The sequence below is a fragment of the uncultured Paracoccus sp. genome, from assembly GCF_937873615.1.
Classification (GTDB): domain Bacteria; phylum Pseudomonadota; class Alphaproteobacteria; order Rhodobacterales; family Rhodobacteraceae; genus Paracoccus.
Map to the genome: position 1 here is coordinate 1 of NZ_CALMYP010000002.1, position 23,467 is coordinate 23,467.

At 61.0% G+C, this 23,467-nt stretch carries 29 protein-coding genes; 18 read left to right on the forward strand and 11 right to left on the reverse strand.

All coding sequences use genetic code 11. The features are described 5' to 3' along the window. The 3 genes from traA to Q0330_RS00435 form a co-directional block, all read left to right on the forward strand. The coding region (gene traA, locus Q0330_RS00425) for a Ti-type conjugative transfer relaxase TraA (protein ID WP_299472855.1) at positions 1–3,530 on the forward strand (3,530 nt) is incomplete at its 5' end. A 12-nt stretch (positions 3,531–3,542) separates the two neighbouring features. Next, positions 3,543–4,301 (forward strand): DUF6118 family protein, encoded by a 759-nt coding sequence (locus Q0330_RS00430; RefSeq protein ID WP_299472857.1) that lies wholly within the window; start codon positions 3,543–3,545, stop codon positions 4,299–4,301. Between the two features lie 75 nt (positions 4,302–4,376). Continuing rightward, positions 4,377–4,817, forward strand: a complete 441-nt coding sequence (locus tag Q0330_RS00435; RefSeq protein WP_299472859.1) for a Fur family transcriptional regulator — start codon at positions 4,377–4,379, stop codon at positions 4,815–4,817. Positions 4,818–4,831: 14 nt separating this feature from the next. Here Q0330_RS00435 and Q0330_RS00440 read toward each other — a convergent pair whose 3' ends face one another. From Q0330_RS00440 to Q0330_RS00465, 6 genes are all read right to left on the reverse strand, one after another. Continuing rightward, entirely contained in the window at positions 4,832–6,187 is a 1,356-nt protein-coding gene (locus Q0330_RS00440) for a hemolysin family protein (RefSeq protein ID WP_299472862.1), read from the reverse strand. After that, a complete protein-coding gene (locus Q0330_RS00445) occupies positions 6,184–6,720 on the reverse strand; it encodes a hypothetical protein (protein ID WP_299472864.1) in 537 nt (178 codons plus the stop codon). Before Q0330_RS00445 ends, Q0330_RS00440 begins: the two co-directional genes overlap by 4 nt. Before the next feature lie 78 nt (positions 6,721–6,798). Beyond that, complete coding sequence (locus tag Q0330_RS00450; protein ID WP_299472866.1) at positions 6,799–7,644, reverse strand: metal ABC transporter permease; 846 nt, start codon at positions 7,642–7,644, stop codon at positions 6,799–6,801. Further along, positions 7,641–8,501 carry a metal ABC transporter permease gene (locus Q0330_RS00455; RefSeq protein ID WP_299472868.1) on the reverse strand — a complete coding sequence of 287 codons (861 nt, stop codon included), beginning with the start codon at positions 8,499–8,501 and terminating at the stop codon, positions 7,641–7,643. The genes Q0330_RS00450 and Q0330_RS00455 overlap by 4 nt, the downstream gene beginning before the upstream one ends. Further along, a complete protein-coding gene (locus Q0330_RS00460; RefSeq protein WP_299472870.1) occupies positions 8,498–9,403 on the reverse strand; it encodes a manganese/iron ABC transporter ATP-binding protein in 906 nt (301 codons plus the stop codon). The genes Q0330_RS00455 and Q0330_RS00460 overlap by 4 nt, the downstream gene beginning before the upstream one ends. A gap of 79 nt (positions 9,404–9,482) precedes the next feature. After that, a complete protein-coding gene (locus Q0330_RS00465) occupies positions 9,483–10,397 on the reverse strand; it encodes a metal ABC transporter substrate-binding protein (protein ID WP_299472872.1) in 915 nt (304 codons plus the stop codon). Positions 10,398–10,558: 161 nt separating this feature from the next. Here Q0330_RS00465 and Q0330_RS00470 point away from each other — a divergent pair, with 161 nt between their 5' ends. The 15 genes from Q0330_RS00470 to Q0330_RS00540 all read left to right on the forward strand — a co-directional run bounded on the left by Q0330_RS00470 (position 10,559) and on the right by Q0330_RS00540 (position 19,046). Further along, on the forward strand, positions 10,559–11,047 hold the full coding sequence (locus Q0330_RS00470; RefSeq protein WP_299472874.1) for a transcriptional repressor: 489 nt from the start codon (positions 10,559–10,561) through the stop codon (positions 11,045–11,047). 10 nt (positions 11,048–11,057) lie between these two features. Then, positions 11,058–11,615 (forward strand): iron response transcriptional regulator IrrA, encoded by a 558-nt coding sequence (irrA, locus tag Q0330_RS00475; RefSeq protein WP_366518277.1) that lies wholly within the window; start codon positions 11,058–11,060, stop codon positions 11,613–11,615. Beyond that, positions 11,612–12,277, forward strand: a complete 666-nt coding sequence (locus Q0330_RS00480; RefSeq protein WP_299472875.1) for a carboxymuconolactone decarboxylase family protein — start codon at positions 11,612–11,614, stop codon at positions 12,275–12,277. The genes irrA and Q0330_RS00480 overlap by 4 nt, the downstream gene beginning before the upstream one ends. Positions 12,278–12,521: 244 nt before the next feature. Next, positions 12,522–13,061, forward strand: a complete 540-nt coding sequence (locus Q0330_RS00485; RefSeq protein WP_299472877.1) for a peroxiredoxin — start codon at positions 12,522–12,524, stop codon at positions 13,059–13,061. A 16-nt stretch (positions 13,062–13,077) separates the two neighbouring features. Further along, positions 13,078–13,647 carry a hypothetical protein gene (locus Q0330_RS00490; RefSeq protein ID WP_299472879.1) on the forward strand — a complete coding sequence of 190 codons (570 nt, stop codon included), beginning with the start codon at positions 13,078–13,080 and terminating at the stop codon, positions 13,645–13,647. Positions 13,648–13,710: 63 nt separating this feature from the next. Further along, positions 13,711–14,085, forward strand: a complete 375-nt coding sequence (locus Q0330_RS00495; protein ID WP_299472881.1) for a pyridoxamine 5'-phosphate oxidase family protein — start codon at positions 13,711–13,713, stop codon at positions 14,083–14,085. A 145-nt stretch (positions 14,086–14,230) separates the two neighbouring features. Beyond that, positions 14,231–14,800, forward strand: a complete 570-nt coding sequence (locus Q0330_RS00500) for a recombinase family protein (RefSeq protein ID WP_299472883.1) — start codon at positions 14,231–14,233, stop codon at positions 14,798–14,800. 105 nt (positions 14,801–14,905) lie between these two features. Continuing rightward, positions 14,906–15,118, forward strand: coding sequence for a ribbon-helix-helix protein, CopG family (locus Q0330_RS00505; protein ID WP_133036855.1), 213 nt, complete (start codon positions 14,906–14,908; stop codon positions 15,116–15,118). 194 nt (positions 15,119–15,312) lie between these two features. After that, a complete protein-coding gene (locus tag Q0330_RS00510) occupies positions 15,313–16,185 on the forward strand; it encodes a helix-turn-helix domain-containing protein (protein ID WP_299472890.1) in 873 nt (290 codons plus the stop codon). Positions 16,186–16,466: 281 nt separating this feature from the next. Then, positions 16,467–17,138 (forward strand): ParA family protein, encoded by a 672-nt coding sequence (locus Q0330_RS00515; RefSeq protein ID WP_133036853.1) that lies wholly within the window; start codon positions 16,467–16,469, stop codon positions 17,136–17,138. After that, positions 17,135–17,464, forward strand: a complete 330-nt coding sequence (locus Q0330_RS00520; protein ID WP_133036852.1) for a stability/partitioning determinant — start codon at positions 17,135–17,137, stop codon at positions 17,462–17,464. Before Q0330_RS00515 ends, Q0330_RS00520 begins: the two co-directional genes overlap by 4 nt. A gap of 52 nt (positions 17,465–17,516) precedes the next feature. After that, positions 17,517–17,906 carry a type II toxin-antitoxin system RelE/ParE family toxin gene (locus Q0330_RS00525; protein ID WP_133036851.1) on the forward strand — a complete coding sequence of 130 codons (390 nt, stop codon included), beginning with the start codon at positions 17,517–17,519 and terminating at the stop codon, positions 17,904–17,906. Next, the gene (locus Q0330_RS00530; protein ID WP_133036850.1) at positions 17,884–18,201 is read left to right on the forward strand and encodes a DNA-binding transcriptional regulator; all 318 of its coding nucleotides are present in this window, start codon (positions 17,884–17,886) and stop codon (positions 18,199–18,201) included. Before Q0330_RS00525 ends, Q0330_RS00530 begins: the two co-directional genes overlap by 23 nt. Before the next feature lie 264 nt (positions 18,202–18,465). Then, positions 18,466–18,645, forward strand: a complete 180-nt coding sequence (locus Q0330_RS00535; RefSeq protein ID WP_299472898.1) for a hypothetical protein — start codon at positions 18,466–18,468, stop codon at positions 18,643–18,645. A 119-nt stretch (positions 18,646–18,764) separates the two neighbouring features. Continuing rightward, a complete protein-coding gene (locus Q0330_RS00540) occupies positions 18,765–19,046 on the forward strand; it encodes a hypothetical protein (RefSeq protein WP_299472900.1) in 282 nt (93 codons plus the stop codon). A gap of 166 nt (positions 19,047–19,212) precedes the next feature. On the opposite strand, the gene Q0330_RS00545 is transcribed toward Q0330_RS00540, so the two are convergent. The 5 genes from Q0330_RS00545 to Q0330_RS00565 all read right to left on the reverse strand — a co-directional run bounded on the left by Q0330_RS00545 (position 19,213) and on the right by Q0330_RS00565 (position 23,133). After that, complete coding sequence (locus Q0330_RS00545; protein ID WP_299472902.1) at positions 19,213–19,854, reverse strand: HEPN domain-containing protein; 642 nt, start codon at positions 19,852–19,854, stop codon at positions 19,213–19,215. Continuing rightward, a complete protein-coding gene (locus Q0330_RS00550) occupies positions 19,823–20,383 on the reverse strand; it encodes a nucleotidyltransferase domain-containing protein (protein ID WP_299472904.1) in 561 nt (186 codons plus the stop codon). The genes Q0330_RS00545 and Q0330_RS00550 overlap by 32 nt, the downstream gene beginning before the upstream one ends. Further along, positions 20,373–21,872, reverse strand: a complete 1,500-nt coding sequence (locus tag Q0330_RS00555) for a type IV secretory system conjugative DNA transfer family protein (protein WP_299472906.1) — start codon at positions 21,870–21,872, stop codon at positions 20,373–20,375. The genes Q0330_RS00550 and Q0330_RS00555 overlap by 11 nt, the downstream gene beginning before the upstream one ends. 161 nt (positions 21,873–22,033) lie before the next feature. Then, the gene (locus Q0330_RS00560; RefSeq protein ID WP_299472908.1) at positions 22,034–22,342 is read right to left on the reverse strand and encodes a mobilization protein; all 309 of its coding nucleotides are present in this window, start codon (positions 22,340–22,342) and stop codon (positions 22,034–22,036) included. A 14-nt stretch (positions 22,343–22,356) separates the two neighbouring features. Next, positions 22,357–23,133, reverse strand: a complete 777-nt coding sequence (locus Q0330_RS00565) for an NYN domain-containing protein (RefSeq protein ID WP_299472910.1) — start codon at positions 23,131–23,133, stop codon at positions 22,357–22,359. Positions 23,134–23,467: the final 334 nt, after the last annotated feature.

Sequence of the window (23,467 nt, forward strand, 5' to 3'; positions counted from 1 at the left end):
TGGCGATCTACCATTTCAGCATGAAGCCAGTTTCGCGGGCGTCGGGCCGTAGCGCCGTCGCCTCAATGGCTTATCGCGCCGGGGAGAGGCTGACCAACGAGCGCGACGGCATAACGCACGACTACACGGCAAAGCAGGGCGTCGAACATGCCGAGATCGTCTTGCCCGAGGGCGTCAATGCGGATTGGGCGCGGGATCGGTCGGACTTGTGGAACGCCGCCGAGTTTGCCGAGAAGCGGAAGGACGCGCGCGTTGCCCGCGAATTTGAGGTTGCCTTACCGCACGAGCTTTCGGCCGAGCAGCGGCTAGAGGCAACGCGGGAGATCGCGCAGGAATTGGCGAACCGTTATGGCGCAGCCGTGGATTTCGCCATCCATGCGCCGCATGATGCCAGCGACGTTCGCAATCACCATGCTCACATTATGATGACGACGCGGCAGGTTACGGAGGACGGGTTAGGCGACAAGACCTATCTTGAGCGCGAAAACAAATGGCTGCTGTCGAACGATCTACCGACGACAGATATGCAGCTCCGCGACCTTCGCCAGACCTGGGAGAATGTCGCCAATGAACGGCTGGCACTGGCCGGGCATGATATTCGGATCGACCATCGTTCCCACATGGAGCGCGGCCTTGAGATCGCGCCGACCGAGCATATGGGCGTCCATGCCACGCAGATGGAGCGGCGCGGCCTCGACGTGGCGCGCACGCGACTGGACGAGGAAGCGGCGCAGCGCAATGCCGATCTTATCCGCGAGAAGCCCGAGCAGGTTCTAACCCTCATCACCGGCGAAAAGAGCGTGTTCGACCGGCGCGACGTGGCGCGGACGCTGCATCGCTACATCAATGATGACATTGGGGAGTTCCAGAGCGCGTTTGCGAAGGTGATGGCCTCGCCGGCACTGGTCGAGTTGCAGGCCGAGCGCGCGGACCCGGCAACGGGCGAGATCGAGCTTGCGCGGTATTCGACCCGCGAAATGGTCGAGATCGAATCCGGCATGATCGAGAGCGCGCAGCGGATGCACGAGGCGCAAGGTCATGGCGTCGATCGCCGTCATGTCGAGCGGGCGATGGCTGCCCAGGACGCCGCCATTCAGCGCAGCGCCGGCGATATGACAGCGGGATTGTCGGCCGAGCAGCGTAACGCGATCGAGCATATTACCGGGCCGGAGCGGATCGCGGCTGTTGTCGGTTTCGCCGGTGCGGGCAAATCCACCATGCTCGCGGCCGCGCGCGAGGCATGGGAGGCCGAGGGCTATCAGGTCCACGGCGCGGCTTTGTCGGGGAAGGCGGCCGAGGGCTTGGAGGAATCTTCCGGCATCCAGAGCCGCACCCTGGCGTCATGGTCCCGCGGTTGGGAAAACGACCGCGGTACACTCGGCCGCGGCGACGTGTTCGTGATCGACGAGGCGGGCATGGTCGGGAGCCGCCAGCTCGCCCGCTTTGTTGGAGAGGCCGAGGCACGCGGGGCGAAGATCGTCCTTGTCGGCGACCACGAGCAGTTGCAGGCGATCGGGGCCGGCGCACCGTTCCGGGCGATTACCGAGGAAATCGGCCATGCCGAGCTATCCGAAATTCGCCGGCAGCGCGTGGACTGGCAGCGGGAGGCTTCCGTTGACTTCGCCACGCACCGGACGGCCGAGGGACTGGCCGCCTATCATGAGCATGGCAATATCAGCCTTGCTGAAATCGGGGAGGACGCGCGGGGCGAGATCGTGCGCGATTATCTTGCCGACCGCGATCAGCGTCCGGACGGCACCCGGGTTGCGATGGCGCATCGCCGGGCCGATGTTCGGGCCATCAATGAGGGGATCAGGGCCGAGCTTCAGGAGCGCGGCGAGCTGGCGCAGGGCGAAGAAAACGGCGCGTTGACCTTCCAGACCAATGACGGCCAGAGGGAGTTCGCGCCCGGCGACCGGATCGTATTCCTCGAAAACAACCGTGATCTAGGCGTGAAAAACGGGATGCTTGGCACCGTTGAGGCCGTCGAGCCGGGCCGGATCGTCGCGCAGCTCGACGGCCGAGGCGGGGATAGCATCAGCGTGCCGATGGGTGACTATCAGGCAATCGACCACGGCTATGCGACCACCATCCATAAAAATCAGGGGGCGACGGTCGATCGGTCCTATGTGCTGGCGTCGGGGACGATGGACCGGCATCTAACCTATGTCGCCATGACCCGGCACAGGGACGGCGTGCAGCTCTATGCGGGCCAGGACGAGTTCACCAATGCCGGCCGCCTGGTCGAGCATGGGGCCGCGCCGTTCGAGCACAAGGAAGGCAATAGCGAGAGCTATTTTGTGACGCTGGAAAACGCCAAGGGCGAGCAGCGCACGATATGGGGCGTCGATCTTGAGCGGGCCATGAAGGAGGCCGCGCCCGAGATCGGGGAGAAGATCGGCCTTCAGCATGAGGGTTCCACCCCTGTCACCTTGCCCGATGGCACACAGACGCACCGGAACACATGGAAGGTGCAGGACGCCGGCGAGCTGGCCTATAGCCAGCTTGAGCGCCGCCTGTCCCGGTCGGGCGTGAAGGAAACCACGCTCGACTACACCCGCGACTTTGCCGAGCGGCGCGGGATCGCGGAGCAAATGGGCATCCGCAGCGAAATCGAGATTCCGGCCGAGCGTCCCCCTGTCGAGCGGGAGCGCATCGAGGACCGCGCGCCGAGATCCTCGCAAAAAGTGGGTGCAGATCCTCGCGCGGATCTCGGCAAGGATCTCGCCGCCGATCGCCAGCAGCAGCGGCGGAGCGCGGCCGAGCGGCCCGAGCTGGACCGTGCCGGCAACAACGGCCCGCAGATCGACCAGAAACGGCCGCAGCAGGCCGAGAAGCAGCGGCGTGGCATGTTCGACGGGCTGAAGCTGAAGGCGTCCCGCACGCCTTCCTCGCCCGAACAGCGGCCGGAAAGGGAAGGGAGCTTGCGGCCGGCGCCGGCGCAAGACCGGCTGGCCGAGCGGGCGCGGCCGTTGTCGGCGCTGGAAACCGCCGTTGACCGCTATGCGCGGGCCTATAAGTCGGCGCACCAGCATATGCGCGAGGGCCTGCCCATCCTCGACATGCAGCGCCAGGACATGCGCGAGGCCGGCCAGCAACTCGACCAGGCGCGGCCGGGCACACATGATTTGATGCGGTCGGCGCTGCAATATGACCCGCAGATAGAGCGCAGCATGACCGAGCTTTCCGGCCGGGAGCGTGTCGCCCAGGTCATGGATGGGCTGAAGCGGGAGCAGTCCGCACAGCAAGACCCCAATGTTCGGGCCGAGCGGTTCGTTGAACGCTGGCAGGATTTGAAGGCGCAGCGCCACGAGCTGCGCGGCTGGCAGCACGATCAGGCGCGCGGCAAGGTCGAAGGCCAGATGCAGGGCCTTGCCAAGAGCCTCGAACGCGACCCGCAGGTTGAATCCATCCTGCGCAATCGCCGGCAGGAACTCGGGATCGGCCAGCAAATCCGCCAGAATGAGGGCATATCCCGCGAGCTGGAACAGAGCATCACGCGGGGCCGAACGCTTGGCCTTGGCCGATAACAGGGAGAAGACATGACCGAGGACGACGAAAACCGCGACGACATGGAAGGTTTTGAGCCAGAGGCAGCGGCCGACGAGGACGGCGACCCGGCGCAGGCGTTCGAGGCGCTACGGCAGACCGTCGAAAGCCTAGCCGGCAATCTCACGCGGGAAATGACCAATATCCGCAAGGGCGTTGAACTGGCCTTGGATCGGTTCGAGGAAGTCGGGCCAGCGGCCGACTATCGGCCGGAATTTGGCAAGGTGGCGCAGCAGCTCGCCGCTGTCGCGGAGCACCTGCAGGGCGTCGAGCAATCGCCGGTCCTGCGCAATGGGCCGGAGCATTATGCCCGCGCGCTCGAGCGCAGCGGTGAGGGTCTGGTTAAGACGGCCGTGCAGCAGCTCGAGCGCCAGGCATCCGACCTCGAGCGCGCGGGCCGGAACCTCGCCAGCTATACGCAAAGCGCCTACGACCGAAAAAGCCAGGATTTCCGCATGTGGACGGCCGGCCTGGTTGGGCTGGTCCTTGGAATCTTCCTGATTTTGCTGTTGCCGCGCTTCCTGCCGTTTTCGGCCGATAGCCATGTTGCCAGCTTGGTCATGGGCTTTGATCGCGTCAGCGCCGGCTATGCGATGATCGGGGCGGACGATCCCCTTGAGGTCGAGAAAATGAAATGGGGGGGCCGGTTCTACAACGCCAGCGGCGGGGAGCTTTCTGCGTGCCTAGAGACGGCCAGGCAGACAGGGAAAGACCAAAAATGCACCATCACCGTGCCAGCGCCGGCACAGTAGTTTTTTAGAATAGATAACTCTATACGGCGCAGCACCTTATAGACATACCGTTTGAGGAATCACAGGGAGGCTAAAATGCGGTTCACAAAAGATATTGCAACCCTGTGTAAAGAAAACGGTCTGCGTCTAACTGGTCCTCGCCGCATCCTGATGGAGGTTCTGGCACAGTCAGACGATCATCCTGATGCCGTTGAACTCCATCGCCGGGTCACTCAAATCGATTCAGGTATTGCGATCGCTACCGTATATAGAACGCTTAATCTTCTTCAGGAAAAAGGTATTTTGGAGAAGCATACCTTCGGCGATGGCCCTGCTCGATTTGAGAGTGCCGAACAGGAGCATCATGATCACCTGATCAATGTGGACACAGGTGATGTCATCGAGTTCCGATCAGATGAGATTGAGAGGATTCAGGAGGAAATTGCTCGACAACACGGGTTTTCAATCGTCTCGCATCGCCTTGAAATTTATGTGAAGCCGCTAAAGACTTCTGGAAAACGAAAGCCGGATAAGTAAAAGTGGATTTATGTTCAATGCTTTGTCACAACGCCACAAGAACTATCATCCACGGACTTGACCGACAGCCGCGTGATACGAAGCTTGTCCATCGCTTTCACCTCGAAGCAAAGCTCATCCTGCCGAAACGTCGTCCCGACCTCCGGCAGGTAGCGTAGCCGTTCCAGCACGAATCCCGCGACTGTATGGTAACCTCTAAGGTCATCTGCGCCGAGGCGCGGTCTTCGCAATTGTCGCCGGAATTCATCCATTGAAATTCCTGCGTCAAATACCTGCTCTTCGACCGGTTCGGCATCATGGGTGTCGGAGGACGGAACTTCGATCGGATAGGCGTCGGCATCGCCTGCCAGCGCGTCGAATAGATCATGGGTGGTAACCAGCCCCTGAACCTCGCCATGTTGGTCAACCACAAGCGCCCATTCGGTACGGTTACGTCGGAATTGATCGAGAATGTGCAGCACGGCGGCATTCTCATAAACGACGACGGCCGGCAGAGCGGATTCGGGCGGAAGCCGGGCAAGACCAGCATCGAGGGAAAGAACGGCTTTGGCGGTCACCATCGCATGGGTGCCGAAATCCGGGGAATGCACCGGGAAGCGGCTGTGGCTGGAGGCGATAATCATCTGCCTGATCTCGGAAAACGGTGCTGTTGCGTCGATCCATTCGAAATCGGCGCGGGGCGTCATGCAACTCGCGATCTTGCGCTCTCCAAGCGTCAGTGCCCGGTCGACAAGATCACCCTGTTCTTCTTGAATAAGCCCCGCCCGGCTGGCCGCATCGAACAGCAACTTGAGTTCTTCCGGAGAATGCAGATGCTCTTCACCAGACGTGTTTTGTAGCCCGATCTTGCGGAGCATCCAGTTGGCAAAGCCGTTGAGCACGAAGATCGCCGGGCGAAACAGCACCAGAAAGACGGCGAGCGGACGCACGATGGCGAGCGATACCGTCTCTGCCTTCTGCAACGCCAGGCTCTTGGGCATCAGTTCGCCGAAGACGATATGCATGGTAGTGATAAGCGAAAAGGCAATGACGAAGGCAACGGCATGGCTGCCCAGCACGTCAAAAGGCGCAGGCAGATGGCCAAGCAGCGGTTCGAGTACGGCGGCGACGGCGGGCTCGCCGATCCAGCCGAGACCGAGTGACGATAGCGTGATTCCGAGCTGGGTTGCGGCCAGATAGGCATCAAGGTTGTCGCTGGCCTTTGCTAGGTCGGGAGCCAGCCAGTGGCCTTCGTGGCCCAGTTGTTCGATGCGGCTTCGCCTGATTGCAACGAGCGAAAACTCGGCAGCCACGAAGAAGCCGTTTGCCACCACCAGCACGATAACGAGCAGCAGTTTCAACAAGACCGTCCAGTCGAGCCCGTCTGTCATTTTCCACCCCATCGGGTAGCGGAGTGGAGCATCGACGATATGAGCGCCTTCTGTCGCAAGTCTCGAAGATCGTTGTCAGTCGATGCCCCCTCGGAATGCTCGGGGATTGCACAGGAACTTCGATCTTCTCCGGTACCCCCCTTTCCTTCCTCGCCTGCCGCTTTTGTTACGTTCGGTCCACCTGCATTGGTGCCGGCAAGAGGATTGCCAAGGAGGCGTTGCACAAAGCGTGTCCTGTACACCATGCCGCCCAAAGGGTGCATGCGTGGGACGAAAGGGCCTTTTTCCGGCAGGAGCCGTTCGCTTGAACGGAATGGAGACGGTTGCCGTGCAGCAGGTGTATTGTCCAACCGCTTGCCTTCGCGCGTGTCCAGTCGGTCCATCAGGCGCTGAAATGCACGTGAGCCGATGATGATGCGCGCCAATGCCGGCATATGCGGCTCGTAAGGTCTGGATGCGTCCTCAATCCGCTTGGCCTGTTGTTCAGCTTCACGGGAACGGCGGCCCCCCATAATCATCTTTGCCTCCATCATTTTAAGTTTGAGGGCAGTCACCGCGACAGCAGCGCCGCCGACTACCCGGCGAAAGTGCCGGGTAGCCGGAACTGCGTTTCATGCCGCTTGTGATGTTTCGATCCGCGCCGCCTTCCGCGTGGCATGGATGAAGGCGAGCACGAAGACGATCGAGAGCAGGAGAACGATGGTCGGTGCTGGCGCACTGTCGATGAAGAAGGACAGGTAGACACCGAAGAAGGAGCCGACGACGGCGACTGTCACCGATAGCATCAGCATCGTGCTGAACTTGCGGGTCAGCAGGAAGGCAATGGCGCCCGGCGCGATCAGCATCGCTATGGCTAGGATGATGCCAACGGCCTGAAGCGCACCGACGATCGTCAGCGAGATCAGGCTGAGCAGGCCGTAATGCAAAAGGTTCACCCGCAGACCGACCGCGCGCGCCTGCGCCGGATCGAAAGCGTGCAGCAGAAAGTCTTTCCACTTGACGCCGATAATGCCCGCCGTCAGCGCCGCGATTATCGCGGCCTCGCCGATATCGCGCCAAGACACGCCGAGCATGTCACCGAACAGGATATGGTCGAGATGCACGTCGGACTGGATTTTGACGTAGAGAACCAGCCCGAAGCCGAACATGCCGGAGAAGACCACGCCCATAACCGTATCTTGCTTGATACGGCTGTTTTCCTTCAGGAAGCCGGTAGCAATGGCACAGAACATACCGGCGACGAACGCTCCGATGGCGAACGGAATGCCGATGATGTAGGCGATGACCACGCCGGGAAAGACGGCGTGGGAGATCGCGTCGCCCATCAGCGACCACCCCTTGAGGACGAGGAAGCAGGACAGGAGCGCCATCGGGATCGCGACGACGACCGAGATTACCAGCGCATTGATCATGAAGTCGAACTGGAAGGGTGCGAGAAGCGCGTCGAGGATGTTCATCGTCCGGCCTCCAAGGCGAGCGCCGCGCGCCTGCGGGCGGCGAGCATTCCGTGTTTCGGTGCGAAAAAGAACGCGATCAGGAAAATGAGCGTCTGAAGGCAGACGATGATGCCGCCTGTAGCTCCATCGAGGAAATAGCTCGCATAGGCCCCCACGAAACTCGTGATCGAGCCGATGAGGACGGCGATGACGAGGAGGCGGGGAAAGCGGTCCGTCAACAGATAGGCGGTCGCACCGGGCGTGACGACCATGCAGATGACGAGGAAGGCCCCGACCGTCTGGAGCGCGGCCACCGTCGAGGCCGACAGCAGCGTGAAAAACATGACCTTGAGGGCGGTCGGATTGAGGCCGATGGACCGGGCATGGCTCTCATCGAAGAAGGCGACCATGAGGTCTTTCCATTTCACGAGCAAGATCGCCAGCGAAACGAAACCGATGATGGCGAGCTGAAGTGTGTCGCCGGGGGTGATGGCAAGGATATTGCCGAGCACGATGGTCTGGATATTCACCGAGGTCGGCGAGATAGACACCATGAACAGGCCGAGGCCGAAGAAGGCCGAGAAGATCAAGCCGATGATCGCATCTTCCTTCAGCTTCGTGCGCTGGTTCAGGAACAGCATTGCTCCCGCAGCAAGGCCGCCAGAGAAAAACGCGCCTATCGCAAACGGCAGGCCCAGCATGTAAGCGCCGGCGACACCCGGCACGATGGAATGCGATAGCGCATCGCCGATCAGCGACCAGCCCTTCAGCATCAAGTAACAGGAGAGGAACGCGCAGACTCCACCTACGAGGGCCGAGACCCACATCGCGTTGAGCATGTAGCTGTAGGTGAAGGGTTCAATGAGGATGGCGTTCATTGCCGCCCCCTGTCGCTGTCGTCAGATTTGCGAGCCGTCGCCTTGCCGCCCTGGAGGATCAGCGGACGCTCATCATCGGTAATAACGCCGATCGGCGTCGGCTTGCCGTTCTGCGCCTCATTGAGTACGAAATGGCGCAAAACTCCCCCGAACGTCTTTTCCAGATTTTCCTGCGTGAAGGTCTCGACGGTCGGGCCATAAGCGAGCACGGTGCCCTTGATGAGGATGGTGCGGTCGCAGAATTCCGGGACGGAACCTAGATTGTGGGTCGAGACCAGCATGACGCGACCTTCATCGCGTAGCTCGCGCAGAAGCTTGATAATCTGATCCTCGGTCTTCACATCCACGCCAGTAAACGGCTCGTCGAGCAGGATGACCTTGCCGTCCTGGGCAAGAGCCCGGGCAAGGAAGACGCGTTTCTTTTGGCCGCCGGATAGTTCGCCGATCTGGCGCTTGCGGAACTCGCCCATGTTGACGCGCGTGAGCGCGGCGGCGACCGCCTCGTGATCGGCCTTTTTCGGCATGCGCATCATGCCCATATGGCCGTAGCGTCCCATCATCACGACATCCTCGACCAGAACCGGAAAGTTCCAATCGACTTCTTCTGCCTGTGGCACATAGGCGACGAGGTTTTTGCGTAGCGCTTCCTCGACCGGCATGCCGAGCACGCGGATCTCACCTTTGGCAAGGCGCACGAAGCCCATGATCGATTTGAACAGTGTCGACTTGCCTGAACCGTTGACGCCGACGAGGGCGGCAATCGTGCCTGTCGGTATTTGGAAGTTCGCGTCTCTGAGCGCCGTGTGGCCGTTGCGATAGGTGACGGTCGCGCCGTTTACGAAAATCCCGGCTCCTTCAGAACCGAGGGCGGCCTGTTTCTGCCAGCCGGGTTGCGCATTCATTGGATTTACCTTTTTGTCGGTGTGAATGAAATGACCCCGCCTTTTTAAGGGCGGGGTCGGTAGTCCTGAGAGGGGAGGATCAGGACGAGGAAGCGAGGCCCTTGGCGATTGTCTCGGAGGTGACACGAAGCAGGTCGATATAGGTGGGAACCTCACCATCGGCTTCCGTCAGGGAGTCGACGTAGAGAACACCACCATATTTCGCGCCGGTTTCGCGGGCGACCTGTTCGGCCGGAGCCGATGAGATCGTGCTTTCGGAGAAGACGACCGTAATGCCGTTCTCACGCACTGCGTCGATGACCTTGCGGACCTGCTGCGGCGTACCCTGCTGGTCGGCATTGATCGGCCACAGATAGAGTTCTTTCAGCCCGAAATCGCGAGCGAGATAGGAGAACGCGCCTTCGCTTGATACGAGCCAACGCTTGTCTTCCGGTACGGTGGAAAGCTCTGCCTTGATCGGGTCGATGACCGCCTTGATCTTTTCCTTGTAGACTTCCGCGTTAGCTTTATAGGTCTCGGCGTTTGCCGGATCATGCTTCACGAAAGCATCGCGGATATTGTCGACATAGATCAGTGCTGCGGTCGGCGACATCCAGGCATGGGGGTTGGGTTTGCCTTCATAGGGGCCTTCCGCAATACCCATGGGTTCCACGCCCTCGGAGACCACGACGCCCGGTACATCCTTCAGGTTCTGAAAGAATTTTTCGAACCACAGTTCGAGATTGAGCCCGTTCCAGAAGATCAACTGCGCGCCCTGCGCGCGCTGGATGTCGCCCGGTGTTGGCTGGTAATTGTGAATCTCGGCACCTGGTTTGGTGATGGATTCCACGATCGCTGCATCGCCCGCGACGTTCTTCGCAATATCGGCGATGACCGTGAAAGTGGTCACGGCCTTGAACTTCTCCTGCGCGGCCGCCGGAACGACGGCTAGCACGGCCGCGAATGCAGCCCCCATCATTCCGGCCAGAACCGACCGCCTTACCTTGTCGAGCATATGCATCTCCTTTTGCTAGTGCGACTGAATTGCATCTTTAGCGAAGGCTTCCCCCATATTGCAATTCAGAACCATTTGCAAAAAGGATTGACGCCCGCCTCGTTTCTCTTATTCTGCAATTAAGAGTGAATTGCAATAAGGATTCGACAGGAGGACGGAATATGACGACAATCGAGCGCATCGACGCCACTCCCGCTCCACAAGCACCGCCGGATTTGATCCGGGGTATCCTTGCGAATACGGGTTTGCGGATGACGCAGCAGCGGCTCGCTCTCATGGACCTGCTGTTTGCCCGAGGTGGTCGGCACGTCACGGCTGAAAGCCTCCACGAGGAACTTGTCCGCTCGGGTGCCCCCGGTTCCATCAGCTCCGTCTATCGTGGACTGAAGGATTTCAGCGACATGGGCCTGCTGCGGCGAGTGCCTATCTATGGCTCGACGGCATGGTTCGACACCGAGCTCAAGCACCATCACCACTTTTATGCAGTTGATGAAGATCGGCTGATGGATGTCCCCACCGAGGGGATAGCCGTCCGGAATCTGCCGGCTCTTCCCGAGGGCTACCAGCTTCTCAGCGTCGATGTGCTGCTGCGTATCCGAAAGCAATACCACGACACCGACCGCAGGGTGGAGCGATGCGCTCTCACATAGGGAAATTCCGATGCTACAAATTCCTGACGAGACGCGAGCCAGGTTGCGGTCTGAACGCGAGCGCCAGCGCGACAATCGCGCAAAGATAATCGCTCGCCTCAAGAATGCGACCTTGCGCCCGACACGCCAGAGGATGGCCCTCGCAGAGCTGCTATTCGCCGAAGAGCACCGGCATGTCACTGTTGATGACTTGCACCGGCAAGCGATTGATGCAGGCGTGTCGCTATCGCTGGCGACCGTTTACAATACGCTCAACCAGTTTTCCGAGGCGGGCCTGGTGCGTAAGGTCGGCGTGCATGGCGACCGCACATATTTCGATACCGACACGGGCAGTCATCAGCATTTCTACATCGAGGGCGAAGACCGCGTCATCGACATTCCAGCCGACAGTTTTCGTGTCGGCGCTTTGCCGGACCCGCCGGTTGGCTATGCCATATCGAGCGTCGATGTCGTCATTACGCTTACGCCATTGGTGACGGCCAAGCGCCTCTGTTCCGGTTCAGAACAATCCTCGTCGGGGTGCCGGTCGTGCGGAGCCTGCAAGTCTCTGGACGGAGGCTGTTCATGAGCTCCTGGCGCAACCGTCTTCGCAAACGCGCAAAAATGGAAAGTGGAATGATGAAAAGCCCTCTGGAAAGTCTGCGACAGTCGCTCCCCGACTATGCTCGCGATGTCAAACTCAATCTCGGCACGTTGTTGGGGGTAGATGGTGCGCCGGAACTCTCAGAAAGCCAGAAATGGGGCGTTGCCGTCGCTTCCAGCCTCGCGAGCCGCAGTCACGCTCTCACCCATGCGATCGAACATGACGCTCTCCTGTTGATTGATGAGGCAACGATCGAAGCCGCAAGGGCCGCCGCCGCGATCATGGCGATGACCAATGTCTATTATCGAGCCGTCCATATGGCGGACGATCCTGAACTGGCGCAGCTTCCGGCCGGTCTTCGCATGAACGGTCTTGCTCGTCATGGTATCGACCAGGCGGATTTCGAGCTGTTCGGCCTGGCCGCCTCTGTGGTGAAGGGGTGCGAAGGCTGCACGAAGGCGCATTTCGCCGGTGCCCGCAAGCATGGGGCTTCGACGCAGGCAGTTCAGGCAGCAATTCGCATTGCCGCTGTGATCCACTCAGCAGCCACCGTCCTCGACGCGACCGCCGATCCCATACTCTCCGTGCCGCTGCCGCTCCTCACCGAAGTTGCACCGGAACAAGCCATCGCAGGAGATGTGAATTGATATCGACCGGGAGCATTGCCGCGAACACACGCATTTCAGAACCCGGCGATCTGTCGATCCTGGTGTTGGGTGCAAGGAGCCGCTGGCTCAACCAATGGCTGGCCGTCTTCGCCTGGTCGGCGTTGATGCCGCGATAAGGACCAGAATACCGAGACCGAATTGCGGGCCGCCCTTGCCGGATGGGGGCGGAGCAAACCGCCTTGTCTCATCCGTACCGAAGCACACACCGAAAGGAAACTCCGATATGCTTACTATTGGCGCCAGACTTCCCGCCTTCGACCTGCAGGCTGTCATCTCAACCGATCCGGCCAACGCCTTCACGCGCATCACCCAGGACAGCGATGCCGGTAAATGGAAGGTGGTGTTTTTCTGGCCGAAAGATTTCACGTTCGTGTGCCCTACGGAAATAGCCGCCTTCGGGAAACTCAACGGAGAATTCGCCGACCGTGACACCGTTCTCTATGGCGCCTCCACGGACAGTGAATATGTTCATCTGGCATGGCGGCAGAATCATGCCGATCTCGTTGATCTGCCCTTTGCGATGCTTGCCGACATCAAGCGGGAACTGAGTGCAGCCTTGGGCATCCTTCACCCGCAAGAAGGTGTTGCGCTACGCGCCACCTTCATTGTTGATCCCGAGGGCATCATCCGCTTTGTTTCAGTCAACGATCTCAGCGTCGGGCGCAATCCGCAGGAGGTGTTGCGGGTGCTTGATGCACTCCAGACCGACGAGCTTTGCCCTTGCAACTGGCAGAAGGGCGACGACGTCCTGAAAGCGGCATGAGCGGGATCGGACGGTTATGGCTCACACTCCACCTTCAAACGCGGCAGTCGATGCTTCGACCCGTCCGCAGGGCCTTGCCGTCATCCATGGTGGCGACCGGCGCTGGAAGACGCTGACTGAAACAGCCAATCAGACCTATGCGCAAGGGGAGATCCCCCTTGCGCGGACAGCCTATCTCGATGCTCTTGAAGAAGCCGAACAGTTGTTTGCGGTCGCACTCATTCAGTCCTGCCGCTTTCCTGCTCCTGTTATCTACAACGTGTCATGCCATAACCTCGCGGAACTGGCCGAACGGGTCGGCGACAGCCGGGAAGCCGAAGCCTTCTATCGAAAGGCCTATGACCGACTTATCGAGGCTGCACGTTCACCGGCAACCCCTCTGTCGATGAGGATAGCCTGTGTTCAGCATCTGAAGCAGTCGCTTGCTGCTCTCGCGCAGCACCTCCGCTCCCATGAGTGCGAAGAGGACGTAGTCGATACGGCAATCCGCAAGGCCTATGACGTGGCTTTCGATGTCTTCCGGGTCGCCCGGCACGCCGAGCAGGCTGACAACGATTGCCCTCATTGCCCGATCGTCTCTTCCTGACGGCCGGCTAGCAACTTTTTTCAACAACAGGATACTGAAAACGTGAATACGCTTGATGAAACCATGAAAAGCTTTCTGGCAAAACAACTGCCGATCCAGGCAACGGTCAGCAAGGACGGCTTGCCGGACATCGGACCGAAGCGATCGCTGCGCGTTTATGATGACACCACTCTCATCTACAACGAGAACACGGGCGGCCAGACGCTCCAGAATATACGCGACGGTTCGAAGATCGCGGTCGCTGTCATCGACCGGGAAGCCCTTGATGGCTACCGCTTTGTTGGACAGCCGGAAGTATTTACAGAGGGTATGCCGTTCGAGAATGCGCTTGCTTTCGCCGAGAAAGCCGGCATGAAACCACCGAAATGCGCTGTCCTGATACGCATCGAGGAGATTTTCACACTACGCTCGGGGCCGACCGCTGGAACACGACTTTGATTTTTAAAATCCTCGGTCTGTCGCGGAAATCCTAAAACCTGCGACAGATCGGCGGCCCCCCGAAAATCAGGGGCTTTTGCGTCGCATGTCTTTGTCGCAAGTAGTAAGAGACTTGCGACATGATTTGCGACAGGAATCCGCCCCCATGATGATCGGCTATGCTCGCGTCTCCACCCAGGGCCAGGACCTCGACCAGCAGCGCGCCGCCCTTGGCGCGACCGGGTGCGTCCGTATCTTTGAGGAAAAGGTTTCCGGGGCGAAGCGCAACCGGCCCGAGCTGGCCCGGATGCTCGACTATTTGCAGCCCGGCAATGTGGTGACGATCACCAGGCTAGACCGCCTCGCCCGATCGACGGCCGACCTTCTGGCGATAGCGGAGCGGATCAAGGAGGCTGGCGCTGGCCTGCGCTCCCTGGCCGAGCCGTGGGCCGACACGACGACGCCGGCCGGTCGCATGGTGTTGACCGTGTTCGCCGGCATGGCCGAGTTCGAGCGGTCCTTGATCGTGGAGCGCACGAGCGCCGGCAGGATCGCGGCGAAGGCCCGAGGTGTGCGGTTTGGCCCCTCCCCTGCCCTGTCGGCCGAGCAGATCGCGCACGCGCGTCAGCTCATCGACCGGGAGGAAAAGTCAGTGCCCGAGATCGCCCGGCTTCTGGGCGTGCATCGCTCCACCCTTTACCGGGCGCTTGGTGCGTCGATTTCAAATCGACCCTGAAGCCCCCGCCGACTTACCCGCCAGAGTGTCCGATATGCGCGATATTTCCGCACCTTAGACATAAGGGGTTGCAGAATCGCGGGAATCGGCTGCTTACTTGTAAGCATGAAGCAGAACACGGAAAAGATTCGGAAGGACGTTGCCGCCCATCGGGCGCGGCAAGCGGCGGCCGGTCGCGTGGCGCTGAATACCTACGTTCCGGGTGATCTTGTCGAGGCAATCGACCGGATCAAGGAACGCCGAGGCGTGCCGGGTCGCGCGCCAATCATCGAAGAAGCATTGAGGTTGCTGATCGAGAAAGAAACGACGAGGGCATGAAATGAAAAACCCCTAGCCGTTCGCAGCGGCAAGGGGTTTTCGGATTTCGGAACCGGCTTTGTTGGGCCAGCCTGAGCAGCCCCCAACATAGTCGAGAGTGAGCCACCCGGCAAGAGTGAGTCTTGCCGGGAACGGTGAAACTTTGTCCACCGTCCACACCCGTCATGCCCTCCCGAACGGAGGACGAAGGATAGATGTTGAGGACGCAAATCGCGGCCGCGATCGGCTGCGCGCGCGGGCACGCGCTTGATGAAATCATGCGGGAAGTCTGGACCCGGCACGGAACCGGCCAGCTCTCCGACGACGAGGCCGGGGAGCTTTCCACCCTCGCCCATGATCGCAGGGCGACCCTGCGGGGATCGGGACAGGGCACGTTCAGCCTGGTCATGCCCCCTCCACCCGAACGTTGCCCGACGCCGGTTCGCCGGCACAGCCATTTCAAGGGGCGCTCCGAGGGCCGGATATGGCGGCCGACCAACCGCCAGGAGACGCAGAAAATCCTTATGGCCGCCAAACGCTACGAGCTGGCCGAGCGCCAGAAGGGCGCGCGCAGCGGGCCGCTCGGATCGGTCGCGATCGAGGTGCTAGAGTTCTTCGTCAATCTGGTGGACTTCCGCACCGGCCGGCTTGAACCGTCCCTGGATACGATCATGGGCAAGGTGCGCCGGTCGCGTGACGCCGTGGTGCGGGCGCTGAAGGCGTTGCGCGCGCATGGCTTCCTCGACTGGCTGCGGCGCTACGAGCCGACTGGCAACGAGAGCGGTCCCCAGGTGCAACAGGCCAGCAACGCCTATCGCCTGTCCCTGCCGGAAAAGGCCCTGCGGTTCCTTGGGCGGTTCGGCAAGGCCCCTCCCCCGCCCGACGATCATGTGCAGGCCGAGGCCGAGCGCAAAGCCGTCATCGACGCGCACAGGGCCACCCTCGATATGGGCGAATTGGCGCTGTTCGATGTAGGCGATAATCCGCTTGGACAGGCCCTCGCCCGCCTTGGGAAGTCGTTGCAAGAGCGTGAGTCTGCCAAGCAGACTGAATCCCCATCTGATCTTTATCTTAGTATGAAAACATAAGCGGACGCCGCTGTTCGGGCCGTTTACGCGACCCTGCGGCGGTTCCGATCCGCTTATAGGGCGGATCGGCAAGCGGAAAACTCACAGCAAAACCGCAACGCTTGCGCCTGCGGCAACCGTCGCATGGGCTTTCGAGAGAAAGCAGGCGGAAATGGCGGCGATAAATCTCTAGCGGCTAGAAAACTGATAGCTTGTTATAAGCAGCTTGAAAGCCGCCTGTTAACGGCATATAAAACGAAAGCAGCTAACATTCTGCTTGTTATCAAATATTCGGAGGGCGCATGGCGGTCATATCGTTTGTTTCGAGCAAGGGCGGGGTCGGCAAGACGACCTCCGCCGTTGTGCTGGCCGGCGAACTCGCCGCCGCTGGCCGCAAGGTCGCGTTGATCGACGCGGACCCCAATAGGCCGCTTGAAGCCTGGTCGCGGTTGCGGGAGCTGCCCGGCGCGCTCCGGATCATAGTCGATGACTCGGCCGAAACCATCATCGACACGATCGAGGACGCGCGAGCGGAGGCGGATTTCGTCATTGTCGATCTTGAGGGCACCGCGACCGATCGGATCGGCTTTGCGGTCGCGCGCTCGGATTTGGTCCTGATTCCTTTGCAAAGCTCCGTCCTCGACGCGGCCGAGGCGGCAAAATCGGTCAAGCTGGTGCGCCAAATGTGGCGCGTGGCGAACCGCGAAATCCCATATCGCGTGTTCTTTACGCGCGTCCCTCCGGCCATCCGCGAGCGCACGGCGCGCGATATTGACCGGCAGTTCGCCGGCGCGTCGATCCCGGTCCTTTCGGCCACGCTGATAGATCGCGCAGCCTTCCGCACGCTGTTTTCCTTGGGCGGAACGCTTCACGAGCTGGAAACGTCCGATGTTTCGGGCCTCGACAGCGCCAAGGAAAACGCCCGCGAATACGCGCAAGCCGTCATCAATGCCGTTAGGGGAGGGGTCGCATGACTGGCGAGGAAAAGAAACGGGCCACGCTGGACTTTGGCGATGAACTAGAGACGCCAGCAGCGGCTCCGCCACTCGATCCGAACGCGATTAAGGCGGCCACGAGGGCGGCCGGGTTCCGAGAGACCCCGAAGGCACCGGATTTCGAGCTGACAGCCCCGACCAGGCCCACACGTCGCGCGCGGCGCAAGACAGGCCGCACGGAACAGTTTGCGACCCGGCTGCGCGCCGATACCCTTGAAGCGATCTATGCCTATGCCGATCGTCACGAGATCACGCTTGCCGAGACGATCGAGCGAGCTATGGCGGCGCTCAACGATACGGACTGAATCTCTTGAAGTGTAACGCTAGGTGTCATATATTGGCGGGTGAGGAAATCGCGTGAGGGTCTTTAAAAGCAGCCGGTTTCACAAGTTTGCGCGGAAGGAGAAAATCTCCGACGCGATGCTTTGTGAGGCTGTAGAGCGCGCCGAGCGCGGCCTGATAGACGCTGATCTAGGGGCCGGCCTTATCAAGCAGCGCGTTGCGCGGCCCGGAGCTGGTAGGTCTGGCGGGTTCCGAACGCTGATTTTCTTCCGGACGCAGACTAGAGCGGTTTTCGCGTTCGGGTTCGCCAAGAGTGACATGGCGAATCTCGATGATGCGGAAGAAGTTATCTTCAAGAAGGCTGCAAAGCTGGTCCTGGGATTTACAGATGTGCAAATGGACGCGGAAGTCGCTGCGGGTCGAATGCTAGAGGTGAATTGCGATGACCAAGGTTTACAAGAGTGAGGCTTTAGCAGCCGTCCATGAAATGATGGAAGGCTTCTACGAGTCCGGCGCTATCGACAAGCAGACGATGCGGGAATTTGATGAGGGTTGCCTTACGGCGGTTGAGCCGCTGACCCCTGAAGAAATTCGCTCGATTCGCGAACGCGAGCACATTTCGCAGCCGGTTTTTGCCCGCTATCTCAATGTGAGCAAGGGGCTGGTGTCGGATTGGGAGCGCGGGGTGAAGAAGCCCGGAGGACCGGCGCTGCGGTTGCTGACCGTTGTTCAGAAAAGAGGGCTTCAGGCAATCGCCTGAAGGACCGTCGAGGTTGGCGGCAAGAAATAGATAGCTGCTTGCTAGCAGATATAACGATCCGGAGGCGATCTAGATTCTCATGGCCCGTTCCAGGCGGAAAAATCCCGGGTGCGGTATCACTACGGCGACGAGTGATAAGCCCTACAAGCAGCGGGAGCACCGTCGCGAGCGCGCGGCCTTGCGGAGCGTGGACCTGACCAATGACGAACCGCCAGCAAGCCGGCGGTTCGGGAGTCCGTGGCTTAGCGAAAAGGATGGCAAGCAATGGTTCGATCCGAAGCGCCACCCCAAGGACATGCGAAAATAGGTAGCCGCGTTGCCCGCGAGATCGCGGAAATGGCGACCGCGCAGCGCCGTGTCGGGATCATGGACGAGGCGACCTATCAGAAGATCATGGCCCGGCATCTTGGCGAGAAGGCCCCGCCGATCGAGGCGCGGGAGTAGGGTAGGGGTCAATATGCTTCCCTGTAAGCATTAAACATCCGCCCCCGGCCGGCCCTACGGCCCTAGATGATGAGAGCGGGCCGGCCGGGGGCTACCGCCGTGCCTGCGGAGAGCAATCCATGACGACGAAGACGGTCGAAACGATCATCCGGGCACTGGCAGCCCAACATGGGGTTGCCGTTCAGCGCACGGCGCTGGACGATTGGGCCGATCATGTAAGCCGGCTTTCCGATGACGATGGCGTTCTTGATGGGGTCGAGGAGTTGGTGGTTGCCTTGCGGCGAGCGCAAGCCGTTGACGGGATCGAGCTGACCCGGCTCCATGCGCGCTATCTGGACGAGCTGGACGCGGCGACAGCCGCGCCGGCCCGGAGGCGAACGCGCCCCCATGTCGCGCCGTAGAGAGCCGGAGGGCCGCCAGTGACAAAGCCCCGGTGCGTTAGCGCCGGGACCGAGTACCCTTTCTAGTGAATTGTGCCGTCGAGCCGGGGAAGCATTTCGAGTGCTCTTTCAACGGCCGGAATAAGCAGGTCGCCACCTTCCAGATTCCGTTCGCGTATGCGCTCCGCTATAGCTCCCGCCAGAACCGGGCATCGTCCTTGATGCGTGGCCCCCAGGTGGCGGCGACGGCCTTGGCGACATCCGGATCGTCGGGCCGGATCGAGCGGAGCAGCGTCACCAGCTCGCGGCGCTTGGCGCGGAGAATCCTGGCCTGGGCCGGGTCGTCATCCTTGATCGTGCGCAGCCGGGCCGAGACCATGCCGCGCGCCTGGCTCAGAATTTCGATGGCGGTTTCGGCCGCGACGATGTTGTCATAGGTCCAACTCCCCGGCTTGCCTTCCGGTTGGAGGTGTTCGGCGCTGATGGTGGCGGCGATCGAGAGCAGGATTTTCACGCGCTCGACCAGCCAGGCCAGTTCTTCGCCGGTGATGACGTATTCGGGGGAGTAGCGAGCGCCGATATAAGCCCGATCGATCGTGGCGAAGCAGCGCCGGGCGAATCTGGTGTCGCGCGGCCATGCTTCAATAAGCCTGGGATCGGTGCGCTCTGCATGGGAGCGCAGGAAGGTCAGCCGGTGCGATTTCGGGCTGTAGAGCGTCACCACGAGCAGGACGCAATGATAAAGGCGCTCAATGGCTTGGTGCAGCATGAATGCGGCGTCCCGGCTCACATCGTCCTCAATGCTGTCCTGGGCGAGCTTGAGGGGCATGACGGGCGAGGGGGAACCAATGGTCGAAGTGTCGGCGCGCTTCGGCTTTCGCAACCTCTGGCTCTAGCGTTTTGGGCGAGACGAGGGGGTAGCCCGGAACCTCATAGATCACGATGCCGTCGCGGGCTATGTCCACAAAGAAGGGCCGTCCGTGGGCGAGCTGGTCGTTCACGTCCATGAACGAATGAACGATGAAGTTGACCGGCGTTGCCAGGTGCTTCGTGACGGTCAACTCCCGCACGAAGCGTTCGGCCGCCTGGTCCCAATATTCGCCGGGATCGGCAAAGGCTTCACTGTTGACCACGACGAGCAGGTCATAGTCGGAACGATAGCCGCTCTTGCGATCCTCGACCCAATCACCACGCGCATAGGAGCCGAACAGGATCAGCTTGAGGATGCGGCCGTTCTTGTGCTTGTCGGAGAGCTTGGTTTTTTGGGCATCCTCGAACTCATCGAACAGGATGCGGGCAACCCGCTCCAGCTCGCGCCGCTTATTGTCGGGCAGATGGCCAAGGGCTTCATGGGGCATCAAACAGCCCCTTAAATTCGGGATCGGCATAATAGGCGAGCTTGCCGGCAACGATCGGCCGTTGCCCGGCCAGGAACAGCAATTCGGCATGTGAGGGCAGGTTTCGGACCTCATCGGGGGTCAGCAGCGGCCGTGCCGTGTGTTGTTCGCCATAGGAGATTCCGGACCTGTCGGAATCGAGCGCGCGGCTCATGGTCTGGAACACCACGGTTTCCTGTCCGAGCAGATCGGAGACGAGGCGGGCGCTGTCATGGTCATTGACGCCGAAGACCTGAAGGACGCCGGCGTTTGAGAGGAAGGTGCCGGCGCGCTGGCCGTAGGTGGCGCGGAGCTGGTGAACGTCCTGAAGGATCGGCCAGAGCTGGACGCCATAGCCGGCCATGAGGCCCATAGCCCGTTCGACGGGGGCCAGGTGGCCGAGGGCGGCGAACTCATCGAGCAGGTAGAGAACCGGGGCCGCCGGCTTGGCGGGATCGCGGGCCATGTCGGTGAGGCTTTGCGCAACGAGCAGGCGGAGCCATCGGGAATAGGTGGAGAGGCGATCAGGGGGCAGGACGAGGAAGACGGTCGCGTTGCGGTGCTTGAGATCGGCAAAGCGGAAATCGGAGCGGGCCGTCACATCGACAATGCGGGGGCTGTCGAGGAAATGGGTATGGCGCTGCGCGGCCGAGAGGACGCCGGCGGCCTCCCGATCGGACTTGCCGAGGTGGCGATTAGCGGCGCGGGCGATCAGGCCGCGCGCCTGGGTGCTGGCCTGCATGTTCTTGAGCATGGTGAGGAACATTTCAGGGGCGGCGGTGAGGCAGTAGCGCACCATTTCAAGGGTGCGGTCCGCATGGCTATTGTGGCACGCGACATAGAGGATGATGCCGGCGATCAGCGCCTTGGCTTCCTCATTCCAATGGGCTTCACCGGCCATGCCCGGTTCATCGAACACGAGGGCGTCGGCAAGGGTGCTGGCATCTTCCGCGACATCGAGGCTGTCAGGGTCGAGCATGGCGAGCGGGTTGAACGCTGCCGAGGTCATGCCGGTGACGCTGAAGGGGTCGAGGACATGGACCGGGCCGAATTGCTGGCGAGCGCGGCCGGCGATCTTGGCATTTTCGCCCTTGGGGTCGATGCAGATCACGGAGCGGTCGGCGGTGAGCAGATTCGGGATGATGGTCCCGACGCCCTTGCCGGTCCTGGTCGGGGCCATCGTCAGCAGATGGGCCGGGCCGTCATAGCGCAGGAGCTTTCCGGTTTTCCCGTCGCGGCCGATCAGGAGGCCGGAATCGGCGCGGGTGAGGGGGGCGACTTCCTTGTTGGTGGCGAAGCGGGCCGAGCCGTGGGTTTCGCCTTCCATGTCCCCGAAATGCAGGATCAGGGGATTGGTGATGAAGCGGAAGACGATGGCGGCCAGCACCAGCAGCGTGACGAGATCGAGGGCGATGAAGGGCACCGAGCCGGGACCGAAGCCCATATTTTCGAGGAAGAACCGGCCGCCCATGCCGATGACGAACAGGGTAATGATGAGGATGAACAGCGCGCCGAGCAGCGGTTTCCAGATGCGGAAGGGCGCAGAGAGCAGAGCGACAAAGGCCCATAGCGGATCGCGGGCGGCCGTTCGCAGCATGTTCTTGAAGGCGGCCCATGCAAGCGTTGCCTGGCTCATGAAGCAGCCTCCCCGGCGTTGTTCGTTCCTTCTCCGGTTGCCGGCGCTGCGGCGAGTAGATCGTCAAACAGGTCTTTGTCGCCCGGCCGCGTCAGGAAGCCGGGCAGCTCGCGCTTGAGCCATTCGCGCAGGCGACGAGAAAATTCCTCATCCGTGCCGTTTTCCAGGCGGTGCAGGACGAGCGCGCCGAGCAGTACCTTGCGGCGGGTATCGTTGGCGCGTTCCTGTTTCCCGAGCCGGGCCTTGAGGCTGGCGCGCTGCGCGTCCAATTCGGCCAGCCGCTGTTCGATCGTCTTGCGTGCCATATGTCGTTTCCCTCCTATTTCGCGGGGCGGGCGGTTGCCTCACCCTTGAGGCGAACCATGATGATTTTGGGGTTGTCGCCAATGCGCTCCACCTCGACTATGCCGGACGCCTCGACCAATTCGGAGAGGCGCGGAAAGCCATAGTTGCGGGCATCGAAATCCGGCGACTGTTTCGCCAGGTGCGCGCCGACGCGGGCGAGATTGGCGCGGCCGTCTTCATCAGCCGAGGCGGTGACAGCCTTTGCCAGCATGTCGAGGGCAGCGCGATCGAGAGCCGCTTTCGCCGGCGCAGGTTTGGCGGCGGCCGCCTTGGGCGCGGCGACGGCTTCCGGTTCCTTCTGTTCTCCGGTCGCATTGAGCACGTCGAAATAAACGAACTTGTCGCAAGCGGTGATGAAGGGGCGGGGCGTCTTGCGCTCCCCGAAGCCATAGACGGTGACGCCCTGTTCACGGATGCGCGCGGCGAGGCGGGCGAAATCACTATCGCTTGAGACGATGCAGAAGCCGGAAAAGCGGCCCGTATAGAGCAGGTCCATTGCGTCGATAATCATAGCGCCATCAGTGGCGTTCTTGCCTGTCGTGTAGGCGAATTGCTGGACCGGTTGAATCGAGTGTTCCAGCAGGCACTCTTTCCAGCCGTTGAGGTTGGGCTTGGTCCAGTCGCCATAGATACGTTTGACACTGGCGGTTCCATAGTTTGCGATTTCAGCGAGAAGGCCGGCGACGATCTTGGACGAAGCATTGTCGCCGTCGATCAGCAGCGCCAACGTCTGGTTATTGTCGATTGCCAAAATCTTCACCCTCCGCAGGCCGCCAGACTATACGAACACACGCGCGGCTCAAGCGTTTATGGTCCTGTTGCCTTGCTCGACCTTGCAAATTCACTGCACTTGCCGCAAAATCCGGCTTCATCTTTATTGCATCGAGCTTGCCGCAAGCGCCACACCGAGCGACGAAAGAGCGAAGCGATTGAGTTGAGAAGGGCGCACTTACGAGTTGCTACGCAACTCAGCGCGCCGCCAGCTTAGAGGCTGGCGGGAGAAGGCGAAACGGTATCGAGGCAACAGGGTTGGCGATCTACCATTTCAGCATGAAGCCAGTTTCGCGGGCGTCGGGCCGTAGCGC